The sequence below is a fragment of the Paenibacillus sp. KS1 genome (assembly GCF_001680695.1).
Taxonomy (GTDB): domain Bacteria; phylum Bacillota; class Bacilli; order Paenibacillales; family Paenibacillaceae; genus Paenibacillus_B; species Paenibacillus_B suaedae.
Genome location: NZ_MAIS01000068.1, coordinates 1 through 22,991, shown reverse-complemented (window position 1 = coordinate 22,991; position 22,991 = coordinate 1). Strand labels below are relative to the sequence as shown.

The 22,991-nt window shown below is 47.1% G+C and carries 25 protein-coding genes and 1 pseudogene; 25 read left to right on the top strand and 1 reads right to left on the bottom strand.

The features are described from left to right. The first annotated feature begins 12 nt into the window (after positions 1-12). The 19 genes from BBG47_RS20035 (at position 13) to BBG47_RS19945 (ending at position 15,578) form a co-directional block, all read left to right on the top strand. Entirely contained in the window at positions 13-1,077 is a 1,065-nt protein-coding gene (locus BBG47_RS20035) for an SAF domain-containing protein (RefSeq protein ID WP_065293192.1), read from the top strand. Then, on the top strand, positions 1,077-1,649 hold the full coding sequence (locus tag BBG47_RS20030; RefSeq protein ID WP_065293191.1) for a hypothetical protein: 573 nt from the start codon (positions 1,077-1,079) through the stop codon (positions 1,647-1,649). Before BBG47_RS20035 ends, BBG47_RS20030 begins: the two co-directional genes overlap by 1 nt. Further along, positions 1,646-2,437, top strand: a complete 792-nt coding sequence (locus tag BBG47_RS20025) for a CpaE/TadZ family protein (RefSeq protein ID WP_065293190.1) — start codon at positions 1,646-1,648, stop codon at positions 2,435-2,437. Before BBG47_RS20030 ends, BBG47_RS20025 begins: the two co-directional genes overlap by 4 nt. 14 nt (positions 2,438-2,451) lie before the next feature. Further along, positions 2,452-4,281 (top strand): hypothetical protein, encoded by a 1,830-nt coding sequence (locus BBG47_RS20020; protein ID WP_065293189.1) that lies wholly within the window; start codon positions 2,452-2,454, stop codon positions 4,279-4,281. A gap of 5 nt (positions 4,282-4,286) precedes the next feature. Further along, on the top strand, positions 4,287-6,281 hold the full coding sequence (locus tag BBG47_RS20015) for a hypothetical protein (protein WP_065293188.1): 1,995 nt from the start codon (positions 4,287-4,289) through the stop codon (positions 6,279-6,281). Positions 6,282-6,421: 140 nt separating this feature from the next. After that, complete coding sequence (locus tag BBG47_RS20010; protein WP_065293187.1) at positions 6,422-6,964, top strand: hypothetical protein; 543 nt, start codon at positions 6,422-6,424, stop codon at positions 6,962-6,964. An 87-nt stretch (positions 6,965-7,051) separates the two neighbouring features. Beyond that, positions 7,052-7,477, top strand: coding sequence for a hypothetical protein (locus BBG47_RS20005; protein ID WP_065293186.1), 426 nt, complete (start codon positions 7,052-7,054; stop codon positions 7,475-7,477). Positions 7,478-7,483: 6 nt separating this feature from the next. Then, positions 7,484-7,867 (top strand): hypothetical protein, encoded by a 384-nt coding sequence (locus BBG47_RS20000; RefSeq protein WP_065293185.1) that lies wholly within the window; start codon positions 7,484-7,486, stop codon positions 7,865-7,867. Positions 7,868-7,870: 3 nt separating this feature from the next. Continuing rightward, positions 7,871-8,308 carry a hypothetical protein gene (locus tag BBG47_RS19995; protein WP_065293184.1) on the top strand — a complete coding sequence of 146 codons (438 nt, stop codon included), beginning with the start codon at positions 7,871-7,873 and terminating at the stop codon, positions 8,306-8,308. Between the two features lie 12 nt (positions 8,309-8,320). Next, positions 8,321-8,608 (top strand): hypothetical protein, encoded by a 288-nt coding sequence (locus BBG47_RS19990; RefSeq protein WP_065293183.1) that lies wholly within the window; start codon positions 8,321-8,323, stop codon positions 8,606-8,608. Positions 8,609-8,623: 15 nt separating this feature from the next. After that, positions 8,624-9,073 carry a hypothetical protein gene (locus BBG47_RS19985; RefSeq protein WP_065293182.1) on the top strand — a complete coding sequence of 150 codons (450 nt, stop codon included), beginning with the start codon at positions 8,624-8,626 and terminating at the stop codon, positions 9,071-9,073. Positions 9,074-9,080: 7 nt separating this feature from the next. Then, the gene (locus tag BBG47_RS19980) at positions 9,081-9,776 is read left to right on the top strand and encodes a hypothetical protein (RefSeq protein ID WP_065293181.1); all 696 of its coding nucleotides are present in this window, start codon (positions 9,081-9,083) and stop codon (positions 9,774-9,776) included. 50 nt (positions 9,777-9,826) lie between these two features. Further along, positions 9,827-10,081, top strand: a complete 255-nt coding sequence (locus BBG47_RS19975) for a hypothetical protein (RefSeq protein WP_065293180.1) — start codon at positions 9,827-9,829, stop codon at positions 10,079-10,081. A 32-nt stretch (positions 10,082-10,113) separates the two neighbouring features. Further along, positions 10,114-12,546, top strand: a complete 2,433-nt coding sequence (locus BBG47_RS19970; RefSeq protein WP_065293179.1) for a hypothetical protein — start codon at positions 10,114-10,116, stop codon at positions 12,544-12,546. 32 nt (positions 12,547-12,578) lie between these two features. After that, the gene (locus BBG47_RS19965; RefSeq protein ID WP_065293178.1) at positions 12,579-13,181 is read left to right on the top strand and encodes a hypothetical protein; all 603 of its coding nucleotides are present in this window, start codon (positions 12,579-12,581) and stop codon (positions 13,179-13,181) included. 18 nt (positions 13,182-13,199) lie between these two features. Further along, positions 13,200-14,153 carry a M23 family metallopeptidase gene (locus tag BBG47_RS19960; RefSeq protein ID WP_065293177.1) on the top strand — a complete coding sequence of 318 codons (954 nt, stop codon included), beginning with the start codon at positions 13,200-13,202 and terminating at the stop codon, positions 14,151-14,153. A 21-nt stretch (positions 14,154-14,174) separates the two neighbouring features. Beyond that, positions 14,175-14,900, top strand: coding sequence for a hypothetical protein (locus BBG47_RS19955; RefSeq protein ID WP_065293176.1), 726 nt, complete (start codon positions 14,175-14,177; stop codon positions 14,898-14,900). 44 nt (positions 14,901-14,944) lie between these two features. Further along, positions 14,945-15,238 carry a hypothetical protein gene (locus tag BBG47_RS19950; RefSeq protein WP_065293175.1) on the top strand — a complete coding sequence of 98 codons (294 nt, stop codon included), beginning with the start codon at positions 14,945-14,947 and terminating at the stop codon, positions 15,236-15,238. Then, positions 15,228-15,578 carry a hypothetical protein gene (locus tag BBG47_RS19945; protein ID WP_065293174.1) on the top strand — a complete coding sequence of 117 codons (351 nt, stop codon included), beginning with the start codon at positions 15,228-15,230 and terminating at the stop codon, positions 15,576-15,578. The genes BBG47_RS19950 and BBG47_RS19945 overlap by 11 nt, the downstream gene beginning before the upstream one ends. Before the next feature lie 2 nt (positions 15,579-15,580). Here the strand turns inward: BBG47_RS19945 and BBG47_RS19940 are convergent, their stop codons facing one another. Beyond that, positions 15,581-15,952 (bottom strand): hypothetical protein, encoded by a 372-nt coding sequence (locus BBG47_RS19940; protein WP_065293173.1) that lies wholly within the window; start codon positions 15,950-15,952, stop codon positions 15,581-15,583. On the opposite strand from BBG47_RS19940, the gene BBG47_RS19935 reads away from it, so the two are divergent. From BBG47_RS19935 to BBG47_RS19915, 6 genes and pseudogenes are all read left to right on the top strand, one after another. Next, positions 15,942-16,472 (top strand): hypothetical protein, encoded by a 531-nt coding sequence (locus tag BBG47_RS19935; RefSeq protein WP_175400590.1) that lies wholly within the window; start codon positions 15,942-15,944, stop codon positions 16,470-16,472. The two genes, BBG47_RS19940 and BBG47_RS19935, sit on opposite strands and share 11 nt — an antisense overlap. A 41-nt stretch (positions 16,473-16,513) precedes the next feature. Continuing rightward, positions 16,514-17,266 (top strand): annotated as a pseudogene (locus BBG47_RS30835) (serine/threonine protein kinase); the annotation flags it as partial. A gap of 135 nt (positions 17,267-17,401) precedes the next feature. Continuing rightward, the gene (locus tag BBG47_RS30830) at positions 17,402-18,166 is read left to right on the top strand and encodes a vWA domain-containing protein (protein ID WP_065293205.1); all 765 of its coding nucleotides are present in this window, start codon (positions 17,402-17,404) and stop codon (positions 18,164-18,166) included. Further along, positions 18,166-18,999 carry a protein phosphatase 2C domain-containing protein gene (locus BBG47_RS19925; protein WP_065293171.1) on the top strand — a complete coding sequence of 278 codons (834 nt, stop codon included), beginning with the start codon at positions 18,166-18,168 and terminating at the stop codon, positions 18,997-18,999. Before BBG47_RS30830 ends, BBG47_RS19925 begins: the two co-directional genes overlap by 1 nt. Positions 19,000-19,038: 39 nt before the next feature. Then, positions 19,039-20,802 carry a serine/threonine-protein kinase gene (locus BBG47_RS19920; protein ID WP_065293170.1) on the top strand — a complete coding sequence of 588 codons (1,764 nt, stop codon included), beginning with the start codon at positions 19,039-19,041 and terminating at the stop codon, positions 20,800-20,802. 36 nt (positions 20,803-20,838) lie between these two features. Continuing rightward, a complete protein-coding gene (locus tag BBG47_RS19915) occupies positions 20,839-22,815 on the top strand; it encodes a hypothetical protein (RefSeq protein WP_065293169.1) in 1,977 nt (658 codons plus the stop codon). The last annotated feature ends 176 nt before the right edge of the window (positions 22,816-22,991 follow it).

Below are 22,991 nucleotides of genomic sequence, written 5' to 3'. Positions count from 1 at the left end.
GGAACAGAGTCCATGAATATTGAGTGGAATTGGCGGACCATTACGATCGTTGCGGGTATCGCGATTGTCTTTATTGGGACGAATGTGGGGCAATATTTCCTGATTTGGGGGCCGAAGCAAGAAAAACTTACCGCATCGTACAACCAAGAAATCGCTACATTGCAAGCAACGATTGACAGAATGGGCCCTATGGTAGGAATTTGGACCATCAAAGATGGTGTGCAAGGTTTATATCCAGGTAAAGAAGTCGCTGAGACTGACCTGGAACTTCGTCAGCTTCCGGAGTCGCTCGTGAATCAAAGTTATGTGCTCGATGCGGAGTCGATTATCGGGAAGTATTACAGAATCGGTCTTACTCCAGGTACAGTGCTTAGTAAAGACATGGTAATGGAAGATAATCTCGATGATACGACGCGGGAATATGATGTCGTCGCAAATGTCATGCCAATCGGACTAAAAGTTGGGGATTACGTTGATTTCCGAATCGTGTATCCGCTTGGCGAAGATTACATTGTCTTGACACATAAGCGAGTTGAGGCGATTCATGACAAGACGATTAAATTCAAAATGGATGAGAAGGAAATTCATATGTATCAAGCTTCTCTCATTGATTATTTCTTGCAGAAGAAGAACGGATCATCCTTATACTTGGCGAAGTACGTGGAACCGGGCATTCAGAAAGAAGCAACTCAGTACTATGCAGTGCCGAAGAACATTCTAGCTATTATGGTCGCGGATCCGAACATTATATCTAAAATCAACACAGATCTGAATAACTCCACCCGGAGCATGATCGATGCCGGCATTTCGAGGGTAAGTCCAGAGGCGGGACAAGATATCTCGTCAGGTCGCAAGGAGATTGAGGGGAAGGTTGACGGCGGAGCGAATCAATTGAAGAGCGAGGAGAAAGCTCGGAAAGACGCGGAGGAACTGGCGAATCCAGGCGGATCGGAAGCGGCAACGGAAACAGCCCCAACGCCTGCTCCGACGCCTACTCCATCGAGTTCAGATACAACTCCGAATAATGCTCCGACGGAAGCGCCGACTTTAAATATTGAGAAAGGTGTTGTTGAGTAATGCAAATCGGCGTATACGGTCATACAGACAAAAGACCTGTCATCTACGCTCTGATGAAATTGCTGCAAGCAACGGGAGATGTAGCGTTGTTCAGCAATCATCGGCATTACAAGAGACTCTTGGAGCATGGCGAATCGCAAGGGCATATGGTGAATATCATGATTGCGGTATCGGATGCATCGCCGGACGAGATTTTCGAAGAGATTGGCTATACGGTAGATGATTTCGAACACATTATCTATGATCTGCAGGATACGATCCCTGAGAATTTATCGCTCGTGATATACGTGAAGAGCTATCCTCCAGGGGAGGAAGAACAATCAATCCTAGATCTTATCGGCGATTACCACACGATTAAGATGACTTACGACGGTAGAAGAGAGAAAGGGGCGATTAATGTATCTCCGATCTCGCTGATCTGGAAGCGGGTCGAAGAGTTCGAAGCGTTTCATATCCTTGCCCCGATGCCGTCGAATGACTTGAACAAAGGACTTGCGAAGCTGATTGCTCCGAGCCTCAAGATGACGAGCAAAACGGCATTCAAGCTGCTGACAAGGAGGTGGGATAAATGAGAATATCGGTTATTACGCCGGACCGCAAGCAAGGCGGGACGACAGTTAGTGTCCTGCTCGCGTTAGCGATCGCTCAGACGCAACAGTTGACAACTTGCTTAACGTACGCGGGGAACGATAATAAATCGATTTCCAGCTTCCTCGGATTGAAGGCAATTGAAGATAGGACGCGCAACCTTACGCAAGTCATTAAGCTGTTGGAGGCCAGTGCAATATCAGGTGATGAGATTCAAGACTATTGCCTGAAAGTACCTGGCGTACCGAACTTGCAGATTATCGATACAGCGTCAGAGACGATCTCGGACGAAGATAATGCGAAACTGTTCAAGTTCGTCATGGAGAACTTAAATCACGAAATCATCATTACGGACGTCGTAACGGAAATCTATGATGAGATTACGAAGTCTGTTCTAGAGAATTCAGATTTAATCGTCATGGTACTCACCCAATCGAAGGATGTAGGGGACAGACTGAAGGATTGGGAGTCAGCAGGCGTCATGAAGGAACTGAATCATAAAGGCCTGATCTACATCTTCAACCAATATGATCCTTACGTCGAAGCTTTCCGAGATACGACGAAGCGCATGCGCTTAAGACATCGTCGTTGCGCCAAGATCAGCTATAACGCATTCATTCGCCGGACGAGCAACATGGGGAAGCTGCAGACGATCCTCCCCTACATTCTAGCGAAAGATCCGAGAGTCGTTGAACTGAACAATGATCTCAAAGAATGCGTCATGACGGTACTCGCGAACTTAGGTCGTCGAACAACCTGGCCGCAGGAATAGGGAGGAGAAGACGGATGGATTTAAATGCTGTGCTCATCGTCGTTACCTCGCTATGTATTTTAGTCTTGGTCGGGGCTCTGTATTTGCGGGCGAAGCGTGAGACGCCGGATGTTGAACTATCCGATAAACTTACGCTCGATAAATTGCTGGATATCGTGAAATATAGCTTAGCCGATCTGGTGAAAGACGAGAATTTCTCGGGTCTTGCAGATGAAGAATTCGAATCCATGTATAAGCGGAGGGCAAGAATTCTAGATGCGATGCGCAACTGTGTCTATGGGATTGATTCTGCGAAGCTGATTGTACAGGATCTGATTCGCAGTATTATCTCTGATACCTTGAAGACAGAGGAAGAGGTACTGGAAGTCTATGATTTCCATGCGAACTATATGGAACCCCGGATCAAGTTCGAGATTTTGATGTACTTCTATAAGAAGCAGTTCGGCAAGGATGCCTTATCCGAGATGATTCAGGAGTACAATCTGGATCGTGAACGTTTCGAGATCGAAGACAAGTCGCAGGCATCCTACTTGATAACGAATGAAGATATCGATGAAATTTACGCTGAGAAAAATTTCGAATTAACATATCCCGTCATGCTCGATATTTTGTCCATTATCATTTATCAGAAATATAAAGGGTTCGGCATTATCGATACATTGCGCGAGATGAATATTAACGGATTTAACTGTGGTACATCGGGTTCCATTCTAAGTGCACTCCTGAACAAAGAGAAGAAAATAATGAAGGCTCCTAGGTCTGTTTGGTTATATTTTAACGGTAAGTACATTCATCTAAGATTCTTGAACTTTAACTCAGAAGAAGAACTGAGACGAATCGTACAACTCTTATGTCGTTATAATAACCCCGGCCCACTAACGGAGAAGCGTGGATATCTTGTTAATACCATGTACGATAAGTCCAGGGTATTGGCATTAAGACCGCCAGCTGCTGAGTATTGGGCTGTTTTCGTTCGTAAATTCACGCTAAGCGATTCATCCTTGCCGGCATTGATTGATAAGCCCTACGTCAATAAAGCATTTCTCGCGATTCAATTGGTGCAATACCTCATGATGGGACAAGTGACCTGTGGGTTCACGGGGCGACAGGGAGCCGGGAAGACTGTAATGATGACCGCCGCAGTCAAATATATCGATCCAAGGTATACTGTCCGCGTGTTGGAGATGGCTCCCGAGATGTACCTTCGGGAATTGTATCCGGAGCGGAACATCCTATCCGTTCAAGAGACGGAGTATGTATCGGCTTCGGAATTGCAAGATGCTTTGAAGAAATCGGATGCTGCCGTCTCGATTGTCGGGGAGGTTGCAACGGATCCAATTGCGGCGCGAATGATCCAAATGGGACAAGTTGCCTCGATCTTTACGATATTCTCGCATCATGCGAACTTGGCTGAGCAATTGGTCTATGCGATTCGGAACTCTCTCGTCAATGCTGGGGGATTCTCAGGAAATATGATTACCGCAGAGCAACAGGTCATCGATGTCATCCGCGTGGATATTCACCTGAATTATACGACGGATGGACGAAGATACATCGAGCGAATCTCTGAGATCGTGAAACTAGACGTGAGCGTGCCTTATCCGGATTACGATAAGGGTGATCCGGTACATTCCATGAATGAAATTACGAAGGAATATTATACGCGACAGACGGATCGCAAGACGTTCACGACAAGGGATATTCTTAAGTACAACTTGGATACGAACACTTACGAGACTTATGACTGGTTCACGACGGAGTTAACGAAGAAGATGCTGGATGTGATGCCGTTAGATCACGTGAAGGATTTCAAGAAATTCATTCTCGATAATTGGAGGTTATAGTCACTATGATCTTTCTACTTATTGGGATTATCCTGACTGCGACTGTCGGTATCACGATGATTATCGTCTCGGATCGCAAACGCTCCATGGCTCGGCGGAAGCTGAACGCACCGAAACGGAAAGGAATCATATCGTTATCTACCTATTATCGGTTAAGCAAGTTCTTGGACGAGTTCTTCTTGACACGTGGAAGCTACAGGAAGGTGAAGACGAAGATCGCGGAGCTGTCCGTCTACACGAACCAAGAGATTAAAGTGTATTCGGTTCGTTCATATCTTATTGCAACTGTCTCATCTATCGCACTAGTTCTTGCTGGAGCTTTGATCTTCAAGGATTTATTCTCTACGCTGCTCGTTGTGATGTATGCCATCATTCTGAATACGGTATTGGTGGACAAGCAGGTTGACAGCGTGCATTTCAAGCTCTTGAAGCAGCTCTCGATGTCTTTATCCTCGCTTCGGCAAAATTATTTGCGGCTGAACTCGATTCCGGAAGCCGTGGCGGAGACGGAAACAGGCTCAGAGCTTCACCGTGCGTTCGAGGAGATTCATGCCATTCTTACAGATGTAAATGGGCGCAAACGATTGGATGAATTCTATGAGACGACGCCGTTCAAGCTGTTATGTACGCTGGCAGGCGTATGTTACATCTTGAACAATTCCGGTGATACCAAGCTGCGCGATGGTTCTTCTAACTTCTTGCAAGCAATGGGGATGATGTCGGATGAAGTGAATTTGGAGATCCGCCGGATTTCGCTGCAGAAGGCACGATTCGGAATGCTCGAATATTTGCCGGTGGCCCCGCTTGCGGCAATCGGTATTATCGAGAGCTTCTTCAGTTCAATCATTCCTGGTACATCTGTGATCTACAATGGTGTGCTCGGTTATATTTTCCGTATAGTCATTCTACTCGCCTCGATTATTGGTTACACGGTGATCGTGAAGGTGAATAGCGCAGTCTCCGTGAAGAAGGATGATCGTAATCGCATTGTGCTATATCTTCTTCGGAAAGAGTGGTACGCGAAGATCGTTCGGGACATTATGCCGAAGAAGCAGTTCAAGAAGGCAAGGAAGCTCCGAGTCATTAAAGGCGCGCTGAGTATGACGGACTTGAAGCATCTGTATGCGAGCAAGATTCTGTACTCGGTCTTGGCGTTCGTCATCACGATAGTCTGCATGTTCTTCGCCGTTAATCTCGGGAAGGAATTCGTCTATAACAACGTACGTGAAGTTTCTCTCGTTGGCGGTGAGCAGTTGACGGCAAAGGATATTCGGATTCGGGAAGAAATGGATCGGCAGTATTTGGCGGAGCCAGTCATGTTAAGCGAGAGTAGGACGAAGGAACTGGTAAAGGCTAGATTGCCTAAGCTGCCGGCATTTGACCAAGATGCACAAGTGAAGCGTCTGCAAGAGAAATATACGAGTTACTACAATACTTATTTCAAATGGTGGATGGTTGTTATTGCATTCTTTGTCGGTCTGATCGCATACAAGGTTCCCGAATTGATGCTTCGGGGGAGGGCATGGCTGCTCAAGACAGAGAGTGAGGAAGATGTGCTGCAGCTGCAGACGATTATCTCGATTCTCATGAATACATCGACAGATACGCTGGATACATTGTACTGGCTGGAACGGCAAAGCCGCGTACATAAGAACGCGATTCTGGATGCTTATCATGAATATCCTTCGAATCCTGACTTGGCACTCAATCGGTTAAAAGCCAAAGCGATTTTGCCAGGATTCAAACGGTTAGTCGATAAGCTGATTCTGACGATTCATCAAATTTCGCTCGCAGAAGCGTTCAGTGATCTTGTGACAGAGCGGGATCATGTTATGCGGATTCGCGAGATTTCGCAGAATGCGACCCTTAATAAGAAACGGTCGATGGTGAGTCCGCTGGCGATGGCGCCGCTCGTGCTTACCGCAATTCTCTACATTCTCGTCCCGCTCGGGATTCTCGGGTTCAAGGAATTCATGGCGGCGTTGAAGCATGTCACGTAGCACGAGGGGAAGAGCTAGAGTCGCAAGAAAGGGGGTGAGGCGCGCAGCGCAGTTTGTTCGATGAACATGTATATCATAGGGGTTTGTCAGTAAAGATGCCTAGCATCAATTATCAACCAAATTTGAGGAGTGAATAATCAATGGAAGGCGAATTGGGATCAGGCGCACGAATAGCGATTGCGTTAATTGTCATTGGGGTTATTATTTCGGTTATTTTTGTCATTCTAGGTTTTACGCGGGGGACGACGAATCAGGGAATTACGACGGTGCAGAACTCCATGGATTCCATGGCATTGGCACAGTTTGATGACTACGACCAGAAAATTCTATCTGGTACACAGGTGGTATCGGCGATTAAATTGTTTGAGGGTAGACCGGTTGCGATGGTGACACGTACGAAAGCAATGGCTACGAGCAATAAAGATGCAGGATATAACTATGGCGCCTTGCTGTCAGGAACGAGTGAAACGACATTCTTGACAGATTCTTTCACGAAAGCAAACGGTGTCTCCTATTATACGAAGGATATCGCGGGACAAGGCAGTATGAAGTATAACATGGTATACATTCCATTATCCGAGACGGGGAAAGCGACATTCGTACGTCCTACTGCGAAATTTATGGCTGAACTGATTAAAGATAACACGGGGACAATCGTGGGAGTTTGTTTCACGCAGCAATAATATCATTTTTTATACTGTTAAGATCCGCGAAATGCATGCGATGCCTTCGCGGATTCTCATAGAGTAAGAAACAAAGGAGGGGATGTTATGAATGAGTGGCCGGCCGCCATTTGGGCGAGCATTAGTGCGATGACGGCAGCATTGGTTCTTGGTTTCATCGTCGTGTTAGGAGCATTAGCTAGAAATGGTGCTGGAATTATGCAAGAGGATGATAATGCAGTAGCCATTGTGAAGGAGTATCGTCAGTATAGCCAGTTCAATGGGACGATGGTGTACTCACAGGATATCATCACTGCGATCGGAGAATCGCGAGGTATGCCAGCCATATGGGTTGATACTTCCCCAGGATCTGACGTGAACTTTGCTCTAAAGTGGACGCAAGATACGCCGGCAGATAAGTTCACAACGCTATATCTGACGGAACTCTTCGAGGGTGTAACTGCAACGTACCAGGCTCATCTGGAATACGATCTGAACCGAGCGCTCATCCGAATTGAGTTTAGGAGGAATTAGCAGTCTATGGATAATGAAGTCAGCAATAGTATCCATGTCATGATCACGCTCATCGTGGTCGCCGTAATCGTCGGCATGATCAGCTTATTCTGGGCGATGAGTCAAGGATTCAGCCGCGAAGCTGTTACAAGTGTAGCAGAGATTCAAGCAGAGACGTTCGCAACGGAATTAATCAATACGGCTCAGCACGGACCGATTCCCGCCGCATCGGCCTTCGTGATGCTCGAGAAGAATGCGAATGCCGTGAAGTCGCTGTCAGGCAATGCTTACGGTATTAATGTGACGAAGATCGAAGATCTGGCTTCGATGTTCTCTAAGAAAATAAGGTTAACGGTCATTGGTGCGGACAAGAAACTGGATGCTTATGATGTCATCGTTAAGGAGGAATAGTCGATGAATGAAGCAGATGATGCGTTTGATCTCATGACATTGATTATGGCACTCGCGATCTTTACGCCTATTATGATCTATTGCGCGGTTCCGTTATTCCAAGGGCATGTGGGTGGTTTCGGCGTTCAGATTGAGAAGACCGCGCTGGAGACGGAGAGCGAGATCATCCCGACAGCACGAGTGTTGACGACGAATGACGCCTTGATGATGCTCGTTGTAGCAGATCGATATACACCGGAACCGAGGAAGATACGTCTGAATATGACGGGAACGCCACAGGAGTTTCCGATTGATGATGCTTTTTTCACGAATAAAGAACTCATGCTGCAGGAAGCAAGGTCACTACTTCCGCTGTCGACACCAGTACAACTCTCACTCTTTGCGGGGCCACGATCAGACCCATCAGGGACTGGGATGAGATTCTGGGAGATTCATCGTTAAGGAGGTTATAACATGAGATTATTTGGTATACACATTCCCCTGTACCGGAAAGGGATGACCGTCCTGGTCGCGGTTCCGACATGCGCGCGTGGACAAGCTGCAGAACTAATCTTCGAGTATTTAGACCCGAAGGATCAGTATAAGACGAATATGTATGGTTCGCTCAAGAAAGGAGCGAGGGGGAAGATCGTATCGCTGATGAAGTATCGGGATGAGGCTGGTCATGTCTCAATCTATTACGGCGTGCTGATGAAAGATATGCTGTTCGCAATCGAAGAATCCAGATTAGCTCGGGCATAGAGAGAGGTTGGAAGCATGACAGACATATTCAATAAAATATTGGGGGTATTATTAGCGTTTGTAATATTGGTAGGGGGGCCGTTAATTATCAAATCGATGGGCAAGGATCTAACCATGAATCGAAGCATATTGAATGAAATGACGAATTTCATCGATAAGGTAACAGATAATGGGCGCCTATCCGATGCAGATCTTGCGGATTTCTACCTAGGGATCTCCTCTTATGGCATGACGATGGATGCGACAGTGAAGCGATATATGAAAGTCGTCAATCCTGATGGTAAGCAAGGAACGTATACGTCTTATGTGCTGAATGATGACTTAAGTAAGTGGAATCAAGGCGATATTATCAAAGTGACGGTCAAAGCGATCGATTATACCGGTGGACAGCGTCTTCAATACCGAATATTGCATCTTACTCCGCCGAAATTCGAGCAGACCTTAGCAGGCATGGTGAGGAAGTAGGTGGCAGATGAGTCGTCATTTTGGAATCGTGAACATCGTTGCAATCTTGTTCATTGCTGCATTGTTACTCGGTTATATGAAGTATGTTTCTCAAGAGAAAGATGAGATTGAGCGCTTGAAGCTATCTTATGCGATTGATTATGCGACGGATGCTGGAGCGATGGCGATGTTGAATACAGGGAACTTGGAAATGGATTATACGAAGCAGAAGGCTGTGACTGTAAATCCGGCCCTTGCCTTAGATACTTTTTTGGATGTATTCGCATTCAATTACGATATGTATCCATCAGCAGAGAATAAAGCATCGATTAAGGACTATATCCCCGTTGCAGCGGTAGCTGCGTATGATGGGTATTATCTTGCTTCACACCAATTGGTGACGAATGAAGCAGGGAATTACCCGGAGACACCTGCAAATGGAGTGGAGTGGGATTTGGTGTTCGGGATGAAAATCCCTTATCTCTATACCTATGGGGGGACGAGTTATGGATTGAATATGGGGATGGAGGAGTCGCTCGCCTTAACAGATAGCACCCTTGCGAAAATCCAAGGGTTGCCGCCTACCTCAACCGGAAGTCTTTCGAGAGGTGAAGCGCGGAAGATTATTAACAATAACATTTCCAATGATATGGCCTATCAGATTAACGAGACGAATACGATTAACCCGTATTGGAAGAATTTCTTCTACATTCCAAATCAGTAACAACCTTTAGCGGAGTTAATCCCATCGAAGGCCCGAGTCTTCTCGTCCTTGTGCAGAATGTTACGTTAACGACCTCGAAACCGATAAGCGGGTTCAGTATTGGAGGTTCGAAGATTGATCGTGCCCGGATGGTGCTGGGCTATACGAGAAACGGAATGAAATATTATGCGTTTGCGGATAAAGCGCCTGTCAGTACGGAAGTCGATCCCGTGAACGGCATTGTAATTGAGAATATTTATTCCACGGCGAAGGAGGCAGCGCTAGCAGGATACTATTTTGATACGGAATATGAATTGAAAAAGTAGGAATAAGGCTTATAAAGAAAAGAGCGTGTCAGATGCGAAAGTTCATACGAAATACACGAGGAACGGTATCGATCTTCCTCATTTCGATCATTGCGATCATTTTCTTCTTCAATGCGGTGCTGATCGATTATGCCAGAATTCAGGCTTCGAAGCGTCAGACGGATGCGGCCGTGCAAGCAGCGGTGCGTTCGGTGTTAGCTGCGTTCGATCAGGAGCTGCAAGGAAAGTATGGTCTATTCGGTGTGAAAGAGTCCGAGGTGAAAGAACTGTTCGAGCAGATCATCGAAGAGAACTTGAATAAGCCGGAAGACGGTGGATTCCAACTCATTACGCCGGAACTGCTGCGAGGCTCAGCACAGATGCAGACGACGGGTGACTTAGGCAAGCATGTGATTTTGCAGCAGCAGATTTTAGAAGACATGAAGTATAAAGCGCCGATCGAGATTACGCTGAATATGCTGGACAAATTCAAGCCGCTCGCAAAGGTGTTGAAGACTGCATCGGCTGCGACAAAATCGGCGAAGAAGATGAAGAAGCATTATACGAAGCGGGAGAAGAAGTTGGAAGACTTTTGGAAAGAGCGTCAGGGACTGCTCGGTAAGAGCAGTTCATTGCTAACCGACATCAGTAAGATTCGGCAAGCAGGCGGGCAGTATAGCACGATTCATAGCCAGTACATAGATACGCAGTCCATGGATTATGAACGTGACCGGCTTGATGGTACTCGGTCGAGCAAACAAACGGAGAGGTCCTCTCTAGAGTCAGAGCGAAGCGCTCGGATCGCCAGCGCGCAACCCGGTCAATCTGTCGATACGTCATCGTTAGACAGGCAAATTGAATTGCTCTCGGGCCAGATTAGCTATTTGGATCAGAAGATCAGCGAGCTGGATGCGAAGATCAGCCGGAATCTTGCCGTCATTAATCCATATCTATCCGGTCTGCATCAGACCATGAATCATGCGCTTAAGACTGTGAAGGACATGGAGAAAAGCTATGCGACGATGAAAGAGGCAATCGAGAGTGCGAAGCAGTCGAATCAAGAGATGAAGGCGGCATGGGAGAAGGCCAAGCAAGATACGCAGCAGCAGAATTATGAAAAAGTGTCGAATGCACCTGAGACGGAGGGTACAACATCTACGGATCCACAGTTAGGCGCTGTTGAAGAGCAGCTGGATAAAGTCGTAAAAGAGCTGGAAGCGTTAATTCTGCCAGATAGCTATTTTGAACGGATTGAGCGGGAATTGGCCGCGGAACAGCGTCAATTGATGGAGACGAAGGCGGGCATAAGTCAGCTTCAGAGTATGATGCCTACGGTCTATCATCGGACGACGAATCTGCCGGGAGTATCACCCGTGCAAGGGTTGACAGGCGGCACGCATGCGAAGCATGAAGCGGTGAATGGAGAGATTGTGCAACATGGCAATCCGAACAATTATCCGGAAGAAGAGAAGCGTCGGAAGGATAACGAAGTCTATCAAGCGAGAACCAAGCAGAGTCAGCAGCAGGATGGAAGTGACGGGAGTGCGCCTTCGCTGGAGAAGCAAGGCGAGTTCGGTATGAAGGATATGTTCACGATCATTAAGATGGTGAAAGGGATTGAGACAGCACGTGAGGATTATGTCAAGTTGGATGGATTCTATCAGAGTTATCTCGCGTCCGGCGGGGTGGGGGGAGGCAAGTCAGGCGAGTCGAACATCCCAATCACGGACGATATGGAAGATTCCGCGGAATCCGCGATGGGAGCAATGGACAAGCTGTTCGAAGGCTTGAGCAACTTCTTAATGACGATGCGCAATGAACTCTATGTGAATGAATATGCTGTGCAGCGGTTTAACAGCTTCAAGCCGAACTTTGGCCCGATACTTGCATCGCCAAAACCCGATATGGATAAGATCGCAGCTGAGTTCACGAAGATGATGAGCGTGAAAGGATCGGAACTGGAATATATCGTGTATGGTCTGGATACACCGGGAGGGAATATAAGTGCGGCGTATGGAGAGTTGTTTTTGTTCCGCTTGGCGCTGAGGACGTTGGAAGGGTTTATGGATCGAGAGGTAAGAGCTCTGGGGCATCCAATATTAGTTATGATAGCTGCGATTGCGTATGGGGTTGTTAAAGCAGTAAAAGATATAGGCCTGTTTTTACAAGGAAAAAATGTGGAAATTATTGGGTTGCCAATTTTAAAAGAAATTTTGTTGGATTATAAAGATTATTTACGACTATTCCTACTTCTACATAGCAATGAAGAGAAGAAATTATCGAGAATGCAAGCATTAATCCAGTTTAATACGAAAAAGGATTTAAGAGAACATCTGACCTATGTAAAAGGTAATGCAGAGTTTTCATTGAGGTTATGGTTTTTACCTGGAATCATGCGGGCAATGAATACGACGGTTCAAATGAATGGAAGAGTTGAAGGAAATCGGTATATCTATACACATGGCGATCGTGCGATGTCGTATTAGTTCAATCAAAAAACTAAATTCGGAGGTTGCAAATGAAAAAAACATGGAAAGTCATAATAATGGCATTAGTTTTTGGTTTGGTTGTAAGTGGATGTGGAAGTAAAGGGGAAACGACACAAAACGAAGGAAATAATTCTGCTGTTGCAACAAACACGGAACAACAAACGGAGAAGAATGAGAGTAAGGATGACAAGCAACATAATGATTCACTTGGGAAAATTGAGATTATAGGGGAAAAAACGAAGAAAATAGGAAGTGTAGAAATAACGATGGAAGAAGGTCAAGTTTATGAACGTTTAAAGATGGCGAATGGAGAATGGGTGAAGCCGGTTCTAGGACGTTATCTTGTGATTAAAGGAAAGATAATTCCTAATAAAGATATTAATGGAAGTATTTGGAGGTTATCAGCATATGAGGCTGGTGATTTAGAACTTGGGGAGAATTATATCGGTGCGGCTACAGGGAACCTGGGAGAATATTTCGAATCTAATTTAGTCACGATGGTAGATTTACAAAAAAACCAAACTTACGAGGGATACTTCTATTTAAATGTTTCAGAAAAAGACGCGTATCGAATTTTATATGAGGACGATTACACAACAAAAGACTATTGGGATATAAAAATCACAAAATAATAAATACAGGAGGCATTTATGAATAGAGTCATTCGATTAGCACTTGCTATGTTTCTACTATCCAGTTCAACGATCTATGCAGAAGATGCCTCTGTTTTGTTGCGGATGTATGGCGTTGCGGTAAGTGATGCTGCCGTGGAAGGAAAGAAGCTGAATAAGATGGAAGAGGCGTATCATGCGGCAGCGTATCAAGTGAACGCGAATGCGATGCTGGCTGTGGCCGCTGGGCTGCATGATGCGAATCAACAGAGCATGCTGAAAGAGATGGATCTAGAACTATACGCCTTATCAGATACGTTGAATGAGACGATAACCGCTATGGAACAGAGTAAGGATCAAGAGGTGGAGGATATACTGGCGCTGGATGCGAAGTATCGCTCCATTTCGAATGATCTGAAGGCGAAGCAGCAGCTGCGCAAAGATTGGGTTGCGCAATATGTGCACACGTATGAAGTCCCGGCACAAGATATGGCACAAGGCGAGCAAGAGCTGAAGAGCTTGGAGAACAAGGTCGAGCAGCAGCGCGAGAGGGTGAGACAAGCTACGACGTACCCGGAATTGGGAGAGGTAACGACATTCAAATCGCCGCTCGAGATTCCGGGCGTCATGACATCGCCTTTCGGAGTACGGCTTGATCCAGTGACGCGCGAAGCGATGACATTTCATAAAGGCATGGACTTCAGCGCTCCAGAGGGGACGGCAGTGCTATCGGCATTTCACGGCGTCGTAGAAGAAGCTTCGAGCAACTACGCGATCGGCAACTATGTCAAGATCAATCATGGACATGGTATTACAACACTATATGGGCACTTATCGAGTTTAGAGGTTGTTCCGGGGCAGAAAGTTGCACAATACGATGAAATTGCGAAATCTGGCAATACGGGAGCCCAGACGACGGGGCCGCATTTGCATTTGGGCTTGTTCATTCGCGGAGAAGCAGTGGACCCGGGCATATTCATAACACAGGAGTAATAAGGACGGAGGTAACATCGAATGATCGTCTGTTCGAAGGAACGATATATACCGGTGACCATCAATACGCTCGTTCTTCACAAAGAGGACCGATACTATTATGTTCATCGCGATGTGTATGACCAAGCAGTTATTCTAGCTGATCGGTATGCGGATTTGGAGCATTTGATGGAGTTGGTGGGTGGAACGAGCGTGAACCAGGAGATTGTCGAATGGTTTTACCAGCAAGCGCCAAGACCGCTGCACATTCTTGCCCCTTATCTAAGGTTGGTAGACGGAGCATTAGAACGAAATATTGAGATTTGCTGTGGAGTGTTGCATGCCATTACGGCCATGATCAGCGTGAGGAATTTCATTCTGAAACCGCAAGAGATTCGGAAGAGCGTATCCTTCTCCCTCACCGCAAAAGAAGAATATGAGATGGCATGGGATCGATTCTTCCTATCTGCCATCCCTTATGAAGAACGCTATCAGGCTGCCCCGAAGTATCGAAGCGTGACTGATCAAAAGGGACAAGTAGAGCCTGCGAACAGCGAGAGGGGAGCGCAGGACTGTATAGAACAACAATTGCAGCAGCAACCGATTGTCAGAGATGCAATACCTAAGCATCGGCCTATGGTGAATGTAGAACCGATCGAGACATCGATGATGGCAAAGGCTAAGCGAGAGCATCTCGTAGAAGCGGCCATGAAACCAGCGGCATCGACCCAAGAGGAGCGTATAGCAACGAAACAGCTGCTACTCTAGCATAAACGTTAAGTTGCGGGGGACAAGCAAGTAAGGAGGAGAGCATGATTTCAGATACAGAGAGTTACGAGCATCCTCGTGAAGTAATGGTTAAGATCGCGGATGAATTAGAGACCCTTCATGGTGAGGTAACGGCGTTGATTGAAGTCTATCACAATGCAGCGGAATCTAGCGATTTGACATTCATTAAGATTCTAGAAGAGAAGTATGAACAGATGCAAGGTGAAATTGCGGAACTAGCTGTTGTTGTCGACCAAGTTCAGCAGATGATTGAAAATCCTACGGGAGACCCTGTTCTAGTTCAGTTGAATAAGGAGGACGCGGCCTATGGGCGGTAAGACGAATCTACTCGACCCCGTGCAGCTCGAGACGCTCTATGTGGCTAGTCGCCAGTTCGAGGACAAAGCAAATAAAAGTATTCAAGGGATCCATAAGAAGTTAATGAAATTGCATGAAGATTCCCTGCATCTCGACCTATCCAATGAGGAAGGGCGCACGATGAAAGAGGGTACAGCATGCATCAATCGAGCGGTTGAAGCGTTAATGGAGTCTCTCGGTGCAACGAGTCAATTCATTGATGGGAGGCTTGCAGGGGCGGTGCAATATTCGCAGAAAATGAGAAGGGGATCCTCTGCGATGAAAGCTGAGCAAGCATGGATCGCTCGATTGAAGAAATGAATCTAACGATATACGAGGAGGAGGACGAGGATGCAGATTGCGACGAATAATGCGTATCCGATCCACATGGCATAGAGCGGTCGACGGCTATGCTTCTCCCTTGTCTCATAGTCTTCCAGCGTATCTTGAGCGGGAATAACAATCTCTTCCTGGAATTCGCCGCAGACCAGGCTTAGGAGAACCAGTTCTTCCTCATATGAAATGTCTGTCGGAACCGAAGCATCATTCGTGACGATTTCGATGGATTTTCGATGATTGTCGCGGATGATTCCGATACCATTATCGCAGAAGAAATAAGAAAATGAACCGGGTACAATACGATCCGTGCCGAATGCCGCAGAGAATTGTGCGGCGGTAATTTCTTTGGTTTTCATGATGCAGCTCCTTCGTCGGGTTGATCAAGATCGGGATGAATCATTACAACGGATAAGCGGTGATAGAATGACCTACTATTCAATGGCCTTTCTTTTGACGGTGCTCGTTGGATGTCTAGCTCTGCTCTCTATACTGGCTCGAAGTCGAAGAAAGTCAATTCCAGATCATATTTCTTCGGATTTATATGATTTTCTAGAGCGGGCAGACGATGCTTATATTCTCACTCATGAGTCTATTGAAATTAGCTATTTTAGTCAATATGCAACGAGCACGCTGTGCAACGAGATATTGGAATCAATATATAAGAATCCGCCCAAAATGTTCGGTACGCGCAAATACAGAGTGCGAACGTGGAGCGTTCTGACCTACGAGGATCAGGGTGTACTGCTGCGCAAAGAACTTACGCACATACCAATCAAAGTAAGACGGGGCATCAAAGTCGCGCTTGGCGACGATATGGTGGAGTTCTGGAAGATATCATTTCTTTCAAACGGTTATAGGGTGGAGGAAGTGTGGTAGAACACAAGGTGAATGGATGAGAACAAGGGCGGTGAGAGATCGTGCTACAACCTGGAACCATATTGGAGAATCGATACCGGGTAGAGACGCTTATAGCCAAAGGAGGTATGGGGGCAGTATATCTGGTCCATGATACGAAGCTGAATAACAAAGCGTGGGCTATGAAAGAAATGATGCGGCATCAAGGGGCCGAGATGTTTTTAGAGGAAGCTCAGTTGCTATCGCGTCTGTCGCATCCTTATATTCCTCAGATTGCGGATTATTTCGAGCCGGATTCAGAGGGTCGCTGTTATCTCGTAATGGAGTTCATCCAAGGACGAACGCTCCAAGAGATATTCCAAGCGGCGGCGAATCAGTTGCCAAGGCATCGAATTTTCAAGTATATGTTGCAATTATGCGATATTTTGGACTACCTGCATCAGCAACCGAAGCCGATCATATTCCGGGATTTGAAGCCTTCGAACATGATGATCGATGAATTCGACAATATTCGGTTAATCGATTTCGGGATTGCCCGCGCGTACGACCAAGATAAATTCGCGGATACAGTTCAAATGGGGACGGTCGCATTCGCGGCACCGGAACAGTTCGAGCGCAGGCAGACGGATCAGCGAACGGATATTTATGCGATGGGGGCTGTTCTGTATTATTTGCTCTCGAAGGGTAAGTTCTACTTCCAACATCGGGAATCGATTCGAACGACACTAGGTGATGTGACGCAAGAGACGCTGGATGTCCTACTGAAGATGCTAGACCCGAACCCTGATCGACGGTATCAGCGTGTACGTGAGGTACGAGAAGCATTGTTACAGATTCAGGTCATGTATGCAAGCGCACAGGTGACAGAGACGATCTTGATGCGAACCGAAGCGGTAACTCCGTCACAGCTGGCAGCGTATCCAGCGAAGTCGAGGGTACGTGAGCATGAGATGGTGCAGCGTGAGCCGTATACGACGCAAGCGACCCAGAGTCATCCGGCGTTAGTTATCTATCTGCTCGATGTGAGTGGCTCGATGACGCTGACGGATGGCGGTAGGCGCCGAATCGATGTGGTGCGGGACGCTCTCTACGTTGCTTTAAGGCAAATGGTATTCCGATCCACGAAAGGGAGCCGCATCTCTTCGCGCTATCGCGTCGCTATCTTGGCTTATAGCGATGAGGTGCATGATTTGCTGGACGGGATTAAACGAATCGATGAAGTTATGGGATCCGGCGATTTGCCGAATTTGCGCACGTATCGATACACGAATACGGCCGATGCATTCTTGTATGCGGAGAAGTTGTTGCAGCAAGAGCTACCGTTCATGCAATCCTGCCCGGCCCCGCTCATCTGCCATATGACGGATGGCGTATATTCCGGCGAAGACCCGGAACCGATTGTACGCCGCATACAAGCGATGTCCGTGCCTGATGGCCATGTACTTGTCGAGAACATCTTTATCTCTGATGATGTGCTGGAACGTGCGATCGATGATCCAAAATGTTGGTCTGGCGTACACGATGATACCGTATTTACGGATGAATACGGCGTTAAATTGCAAAAGATGTCCTCTGTGATGCCAGAGAGCTATCGCGAAATGATGCTTGATGCGAACTATCATTTGACCGAAGGGGCGCTGCTCATGTTCCCAGGGACGAATCCAGATCTGGTCTCGTTAGGATTCCAGATGTCTGCAGCGACGCCGGTGCGCTAATGAGGGATGTATGTGTTCATGTTCCGCAAGCGTCGGAGACCTTGTTTCGAGAAGAGATCAGGTCAGGTTGGAGTTATCGGTACGGTTATTCGCGTTCAGCGGAGTCGCGAGCATCGGGAGATACCGGTCAAGATTATTGCACATTCGCGGAATCGGATCAGTCGATCGTATTCGTGCTTTGTGACGGCATTAGTATGTCGTATTATGGCGACTTCGCTGCGAGATTTGTAGGTGACCGCCTGTTGGAGTGGCTGGCGTCATTAAGCAGAGCATCGCTGGATGCCTCCATGCTCGAACGTGAGTTGGCAGTGGTTTTGGACACTGCAGCTGCTCGAGCGAGGAAGGAACTCGAAGATCATTCGATTCCAGAACATATCCAGGGCATGCTTCGCGAAGTATTACAAGCGAAGAAAAGACAAGGCAGCGGTACGATGTTCGCTTGCGGAAGAGTAGATCTGCCGAGCTTATCTAGGCCGGAAGGAAGCATACGTCTCGCCTGGCATGGCGATCTTCGGATACGACTCTGGCAGGGTGCTGAGGAGACAAGTGAATTGCTAGGGGATCAATTCCATACGTCTCATCAATGGAATAGTGAATCTGGCATTGTCCATGGAAAAGCTCACATTTATTGTGCCCCGCTGCAACAGGGGGATATCGGCAATGGAGGGGAAGTTCTACTCTATACGGACGGATTGCATGTGCTAGATTTCCATAATCCGGTGACGACGGCATTGTTATCTCAGGTGATCAAGCAGGAAGCGGCGGATGCCTCGAGTGATGATATGGCATTTTTCCATATTCGATGGGGAAACGACCTGTGGGATGGGCTATGACTGTGAAGTTGTACTAGGGAAGTATAAGGAGAATGAAGGATGGGGTTTCAACCGGAAGTAGATGCGCTGCTTGAGATGAATGGCGAACGATACAGCATTGGGGAACACCCTGGTGCAGCGGGTATTCCTTATGGTCAGGAGGGGCGTCAAGGGATTGTGTACCTGCTCTATTCAGAAGATCGGCGACAGAAGAAAGCGATGAAAGTCTTTCGCACGAAATTCGTCAATCCAATGACGGTTTATTATGCAAGCCAAATGGCTCAATTTGCGAGGATTCCGGGCCTCGAAGCGTGCAGTCGATCCGTGATTACGCCTGAGAATGCGGCATTGCTTAGCAAGGAGCCGGATTTGCTCTATGCCGTTGTGATGCCTTGGATTGAAGGGCCTACATGGATGGATGTGCTGATATCGGAGGAAATGTTAAGCAAGGAACAGAGTTACGTAATTGCTCTTGCATTCGTGAAATCGCTCGCAGCCATGGAGCAGCGAGGTCTGGCTCATTGCGATTTGTCGGGACCGAATATCATTCTACCGATGATGAACGATCAATTTGAGATCGTGAATACGGATGCATCGATACAGTTCATTGATTTGGAGCAGATGTACTCGACGCAACTCGAGAGGCCCGAATATGTACCTGCGGGATCACCAGGATACGGATTCCCTCGGTTGAATGAAGCCTCGATGTGGTGTGCGAACGCAGATCGATTCGCAGGCGCCGTGCTCTTAGGCGAGATGCTGGCTTCATGCACAGATACGTTCGTATCACAAGTATGGGGGGAGAGTTATTACGCGCCCGGCGAGCTCGGAACAAATTGCGAGCGGTATCAGGCCATGAGGGAATCGCTTCGTATGGCGTGGGGCGAGGAATTGACGTCCTTGTTCGTTCGAGCGTGGGGAAGCCATGATCTCAGTCAATGTCCGACATTCGGTGAGTGGCTCATAGCATTATCGAAGATGGAGCAATTGATTCTTGGCAAGGCGCAGCCCGAGGTTGATGTGAGGCAGCCAGAGATTGCGAGTGAACAGGGGACATTGAATGCATCGCTTCTGAGGCATGCGAAGGATTTCGAAGCAAAAGGCATGTTGAAGAATGCAATGGCAGTATACCGATCCTTACTCGCGTTGAACGCGAAGTCTAGCGTTGCAAAAGAGTTGGAGATGGCGATACATATGCTGGAGATGAAGCTTCAGCGAGCGGCAACCACGCATGAGAAGTCGTCAACGAAGCGTCAGAACAAGAGCGATTCGACGTCCGTGTCATCCACACGGCGTGGTAAATGGATTGTGTGGATCTGTATCGTGGCGATATTATCCGGCTTGGCGGGGTATGGCATTCGAATAATTCAGCCAGGTGCATCCGCAAAGGATCAGAAAACCGCGGAATTGAAACAACAAGCGGTAGAGTTCGCTAAGATCAAGCAGCAACACCGCCAAGAGATGGATGTGATGGAAGCAACGGTTCAAGAGTTGAAGGCGCGTGTCAAAGAGTTGAACAAGCCATATGCCGCGAAGCGGGCAGATCTCATAAAGCAGCTAAACGAGGATTATGAGAAGCTAAAGCGTGCATCGAAGTCAGAGCCTGGGAAACGTACGAAGGGAGAACAGAAGACGTTCGACGCATCTAAGACATATATGGAGCATCTGCTTCAGTTCGTCGCGAGGACGTATAACTTAGATCAACCTTTTATGAAGCAGGCGCATATCGTGGGCGGATATTATTTCCCGTACATGTATAACATGGATCGGAATTCGCAATTGAATATACAGTTTCTCAAAGATTATAAAGATAAATTCCAATGATTCAGGTGAACTCATTCATGGGAGGAAGCAGGATACATGATATATGGAGCAGCATTAGGCCCATTTGTTAAGAAAGCGTTAGGAGAGAAAGGGTTCCAGACCAATGTGAAGAAAATGATAGAGACGCTTCCACTGGATCCGGCGGTCTCCAATATGGATGCGATCGTGCTTGGACCGAAAGATATGCGGGGATCCATGGGACTGCGACTGAACGAAGCGATCCAAGAGCGGCATCCTTCGGTCGGCGTCGTCTACTTCTATCAGAAAGATAAGGATACGGAGCTGATTCAAGGCGATGTGACGAAGGTGAAAGCGGACAAGATTAATCCCGAAGGCATTCAGGATGCGATTAATACGATTATTGAGATTCGTCTCATAGGATCGGACAACCGTGTGTTGGAATCAGCGGACAAGAAGACGTATGATGCTTCGCTGCTCGAGACGGTCTTATTGCCGCCAGAGCCTCCGCATATACCGGAAGAACCACCTGTCGAACCCGAAGCGGGCTATGAACCAGAGCCTACCGTCTTGCTGGCAGAAGCTGAGGTCGCTGTGGCGGAAGAACCCTATGTCGAACCTTATTCGACGCTGGAAGCCCGAGTGGCTGAGATGGGGAAATTTGGTGATTTTGACTTTTTTAAAAAATCGCTGCAGAAAGATACGATTTTACGCGAGCTGATGGTCGAGAATACGCAATATGCGAATCTGATGAAGATGCTGGAACTGCTCGATCAACAGATTATCGATGTCTTCAAGGATACGTCGCTCTCGGCAGAAGAACGATTCGAGAAGCTCAAAGCGTTGGGTATTGATCGTGCCGCATATAAAGGACTGGAAAGCAGCATCGTTGCCGATAAGATCATGTCCATCATGTTCGCCATTATGAAATCCGCGGAAGAGACGGTGGATGCCCGGATCGCTGGCGTGAGACAAGCATTGGACGGTGTTGCTTCTGTGAAGCTCGTCTACCAAGATCAGAGTCGACTGCAGTCACTCATCGAATCTCGGTTGCAGGTTCAGATGGAGCTCATGGAATTATCGAAGGGAGTTATCGAAGTCTATCAAGCGATGGATCAGAGCGTGAGCGGACTGCTCGAACAATTCGAAGCGGAGTTGCCCTCGAACAATGACTATATTAATGCGGTTATGAATCCGCTGAAACCCATCTTCACCCCTTCGAATATTGGAGCGCTGACGACGAAGATATTAGGAGACTTGCAGCAGAATCGCGTATCGTTGTCCATTATGGAAGAGAAGATTAAGAGCTTGATCAATCTTGTGTTCAAGTTATGTGAGGAAGATGCAACGATTATTGAATACCAGCAGAAATTAATCAATTTGCTCTTATCGCAGCGTGTGGAAGATGTCGTGATCGTGGATAGTGTCATCAAAAATTCTCTGCGGATCTTCGTTGGATCTGAGGGTACGGGGCGTACGGCTACGGCATTAACGTGGGCGGGCGTGGTATCGCGTCGTCAGAATACATTGTTGCTCGATCTCACCGGGGAGTCAAAGTTACGGCAGTATGGCGTGGAGCCGATGACGCTAGATACATTCTTGGAGCAGCGGCTGGAGCAGCAATTTGTCTGTGTTGAAGGGAATCTGAATCAGACGTTGGAGCGTGTCGATGAGGTCGTCGCTGAATTGAAGACGCGATTGAACTATTATGCGCATATTCATGTGATTCTGGATGCAGGACAATCGGAGTTGCTCAGTCGCCTTGCACCTTCCGCACTATCTGTTCATTTCATCACAGATGGCACGACACGGGGGACGAAGTTGTTGAAGCAGACGATCGAATCGTTCACGGAAGAGAATATTGCGAAGAAAGTGATTCTCATCGATCCGCCGATTGATCCGGTACGCATGATGCACGATCTATCAATTGATCCGTTACTCGCGAAATTAATTATTATTCCGCATCTTCCGCATATTCGCGCATGTGCATACAACCATACAAAGCCTTATGAGAACAAAGAAGTCATGGCCGTATTTGAAGAAGCGTTTCGGTAAAGTAGCAATAGATTAAAATGTCTACAAGGAGATGTGATAAATATGTTTAAGAAAACGTTGATGGCGATCATTGTGGGTACTACCGTTTTCTCGTCGGTCCCTATGGCAAGTGCAGCAACTTCTTTACCCGAGGTACGGAAACCGTCCCTTGCAATTGATCTTATTGTAGATGGTAA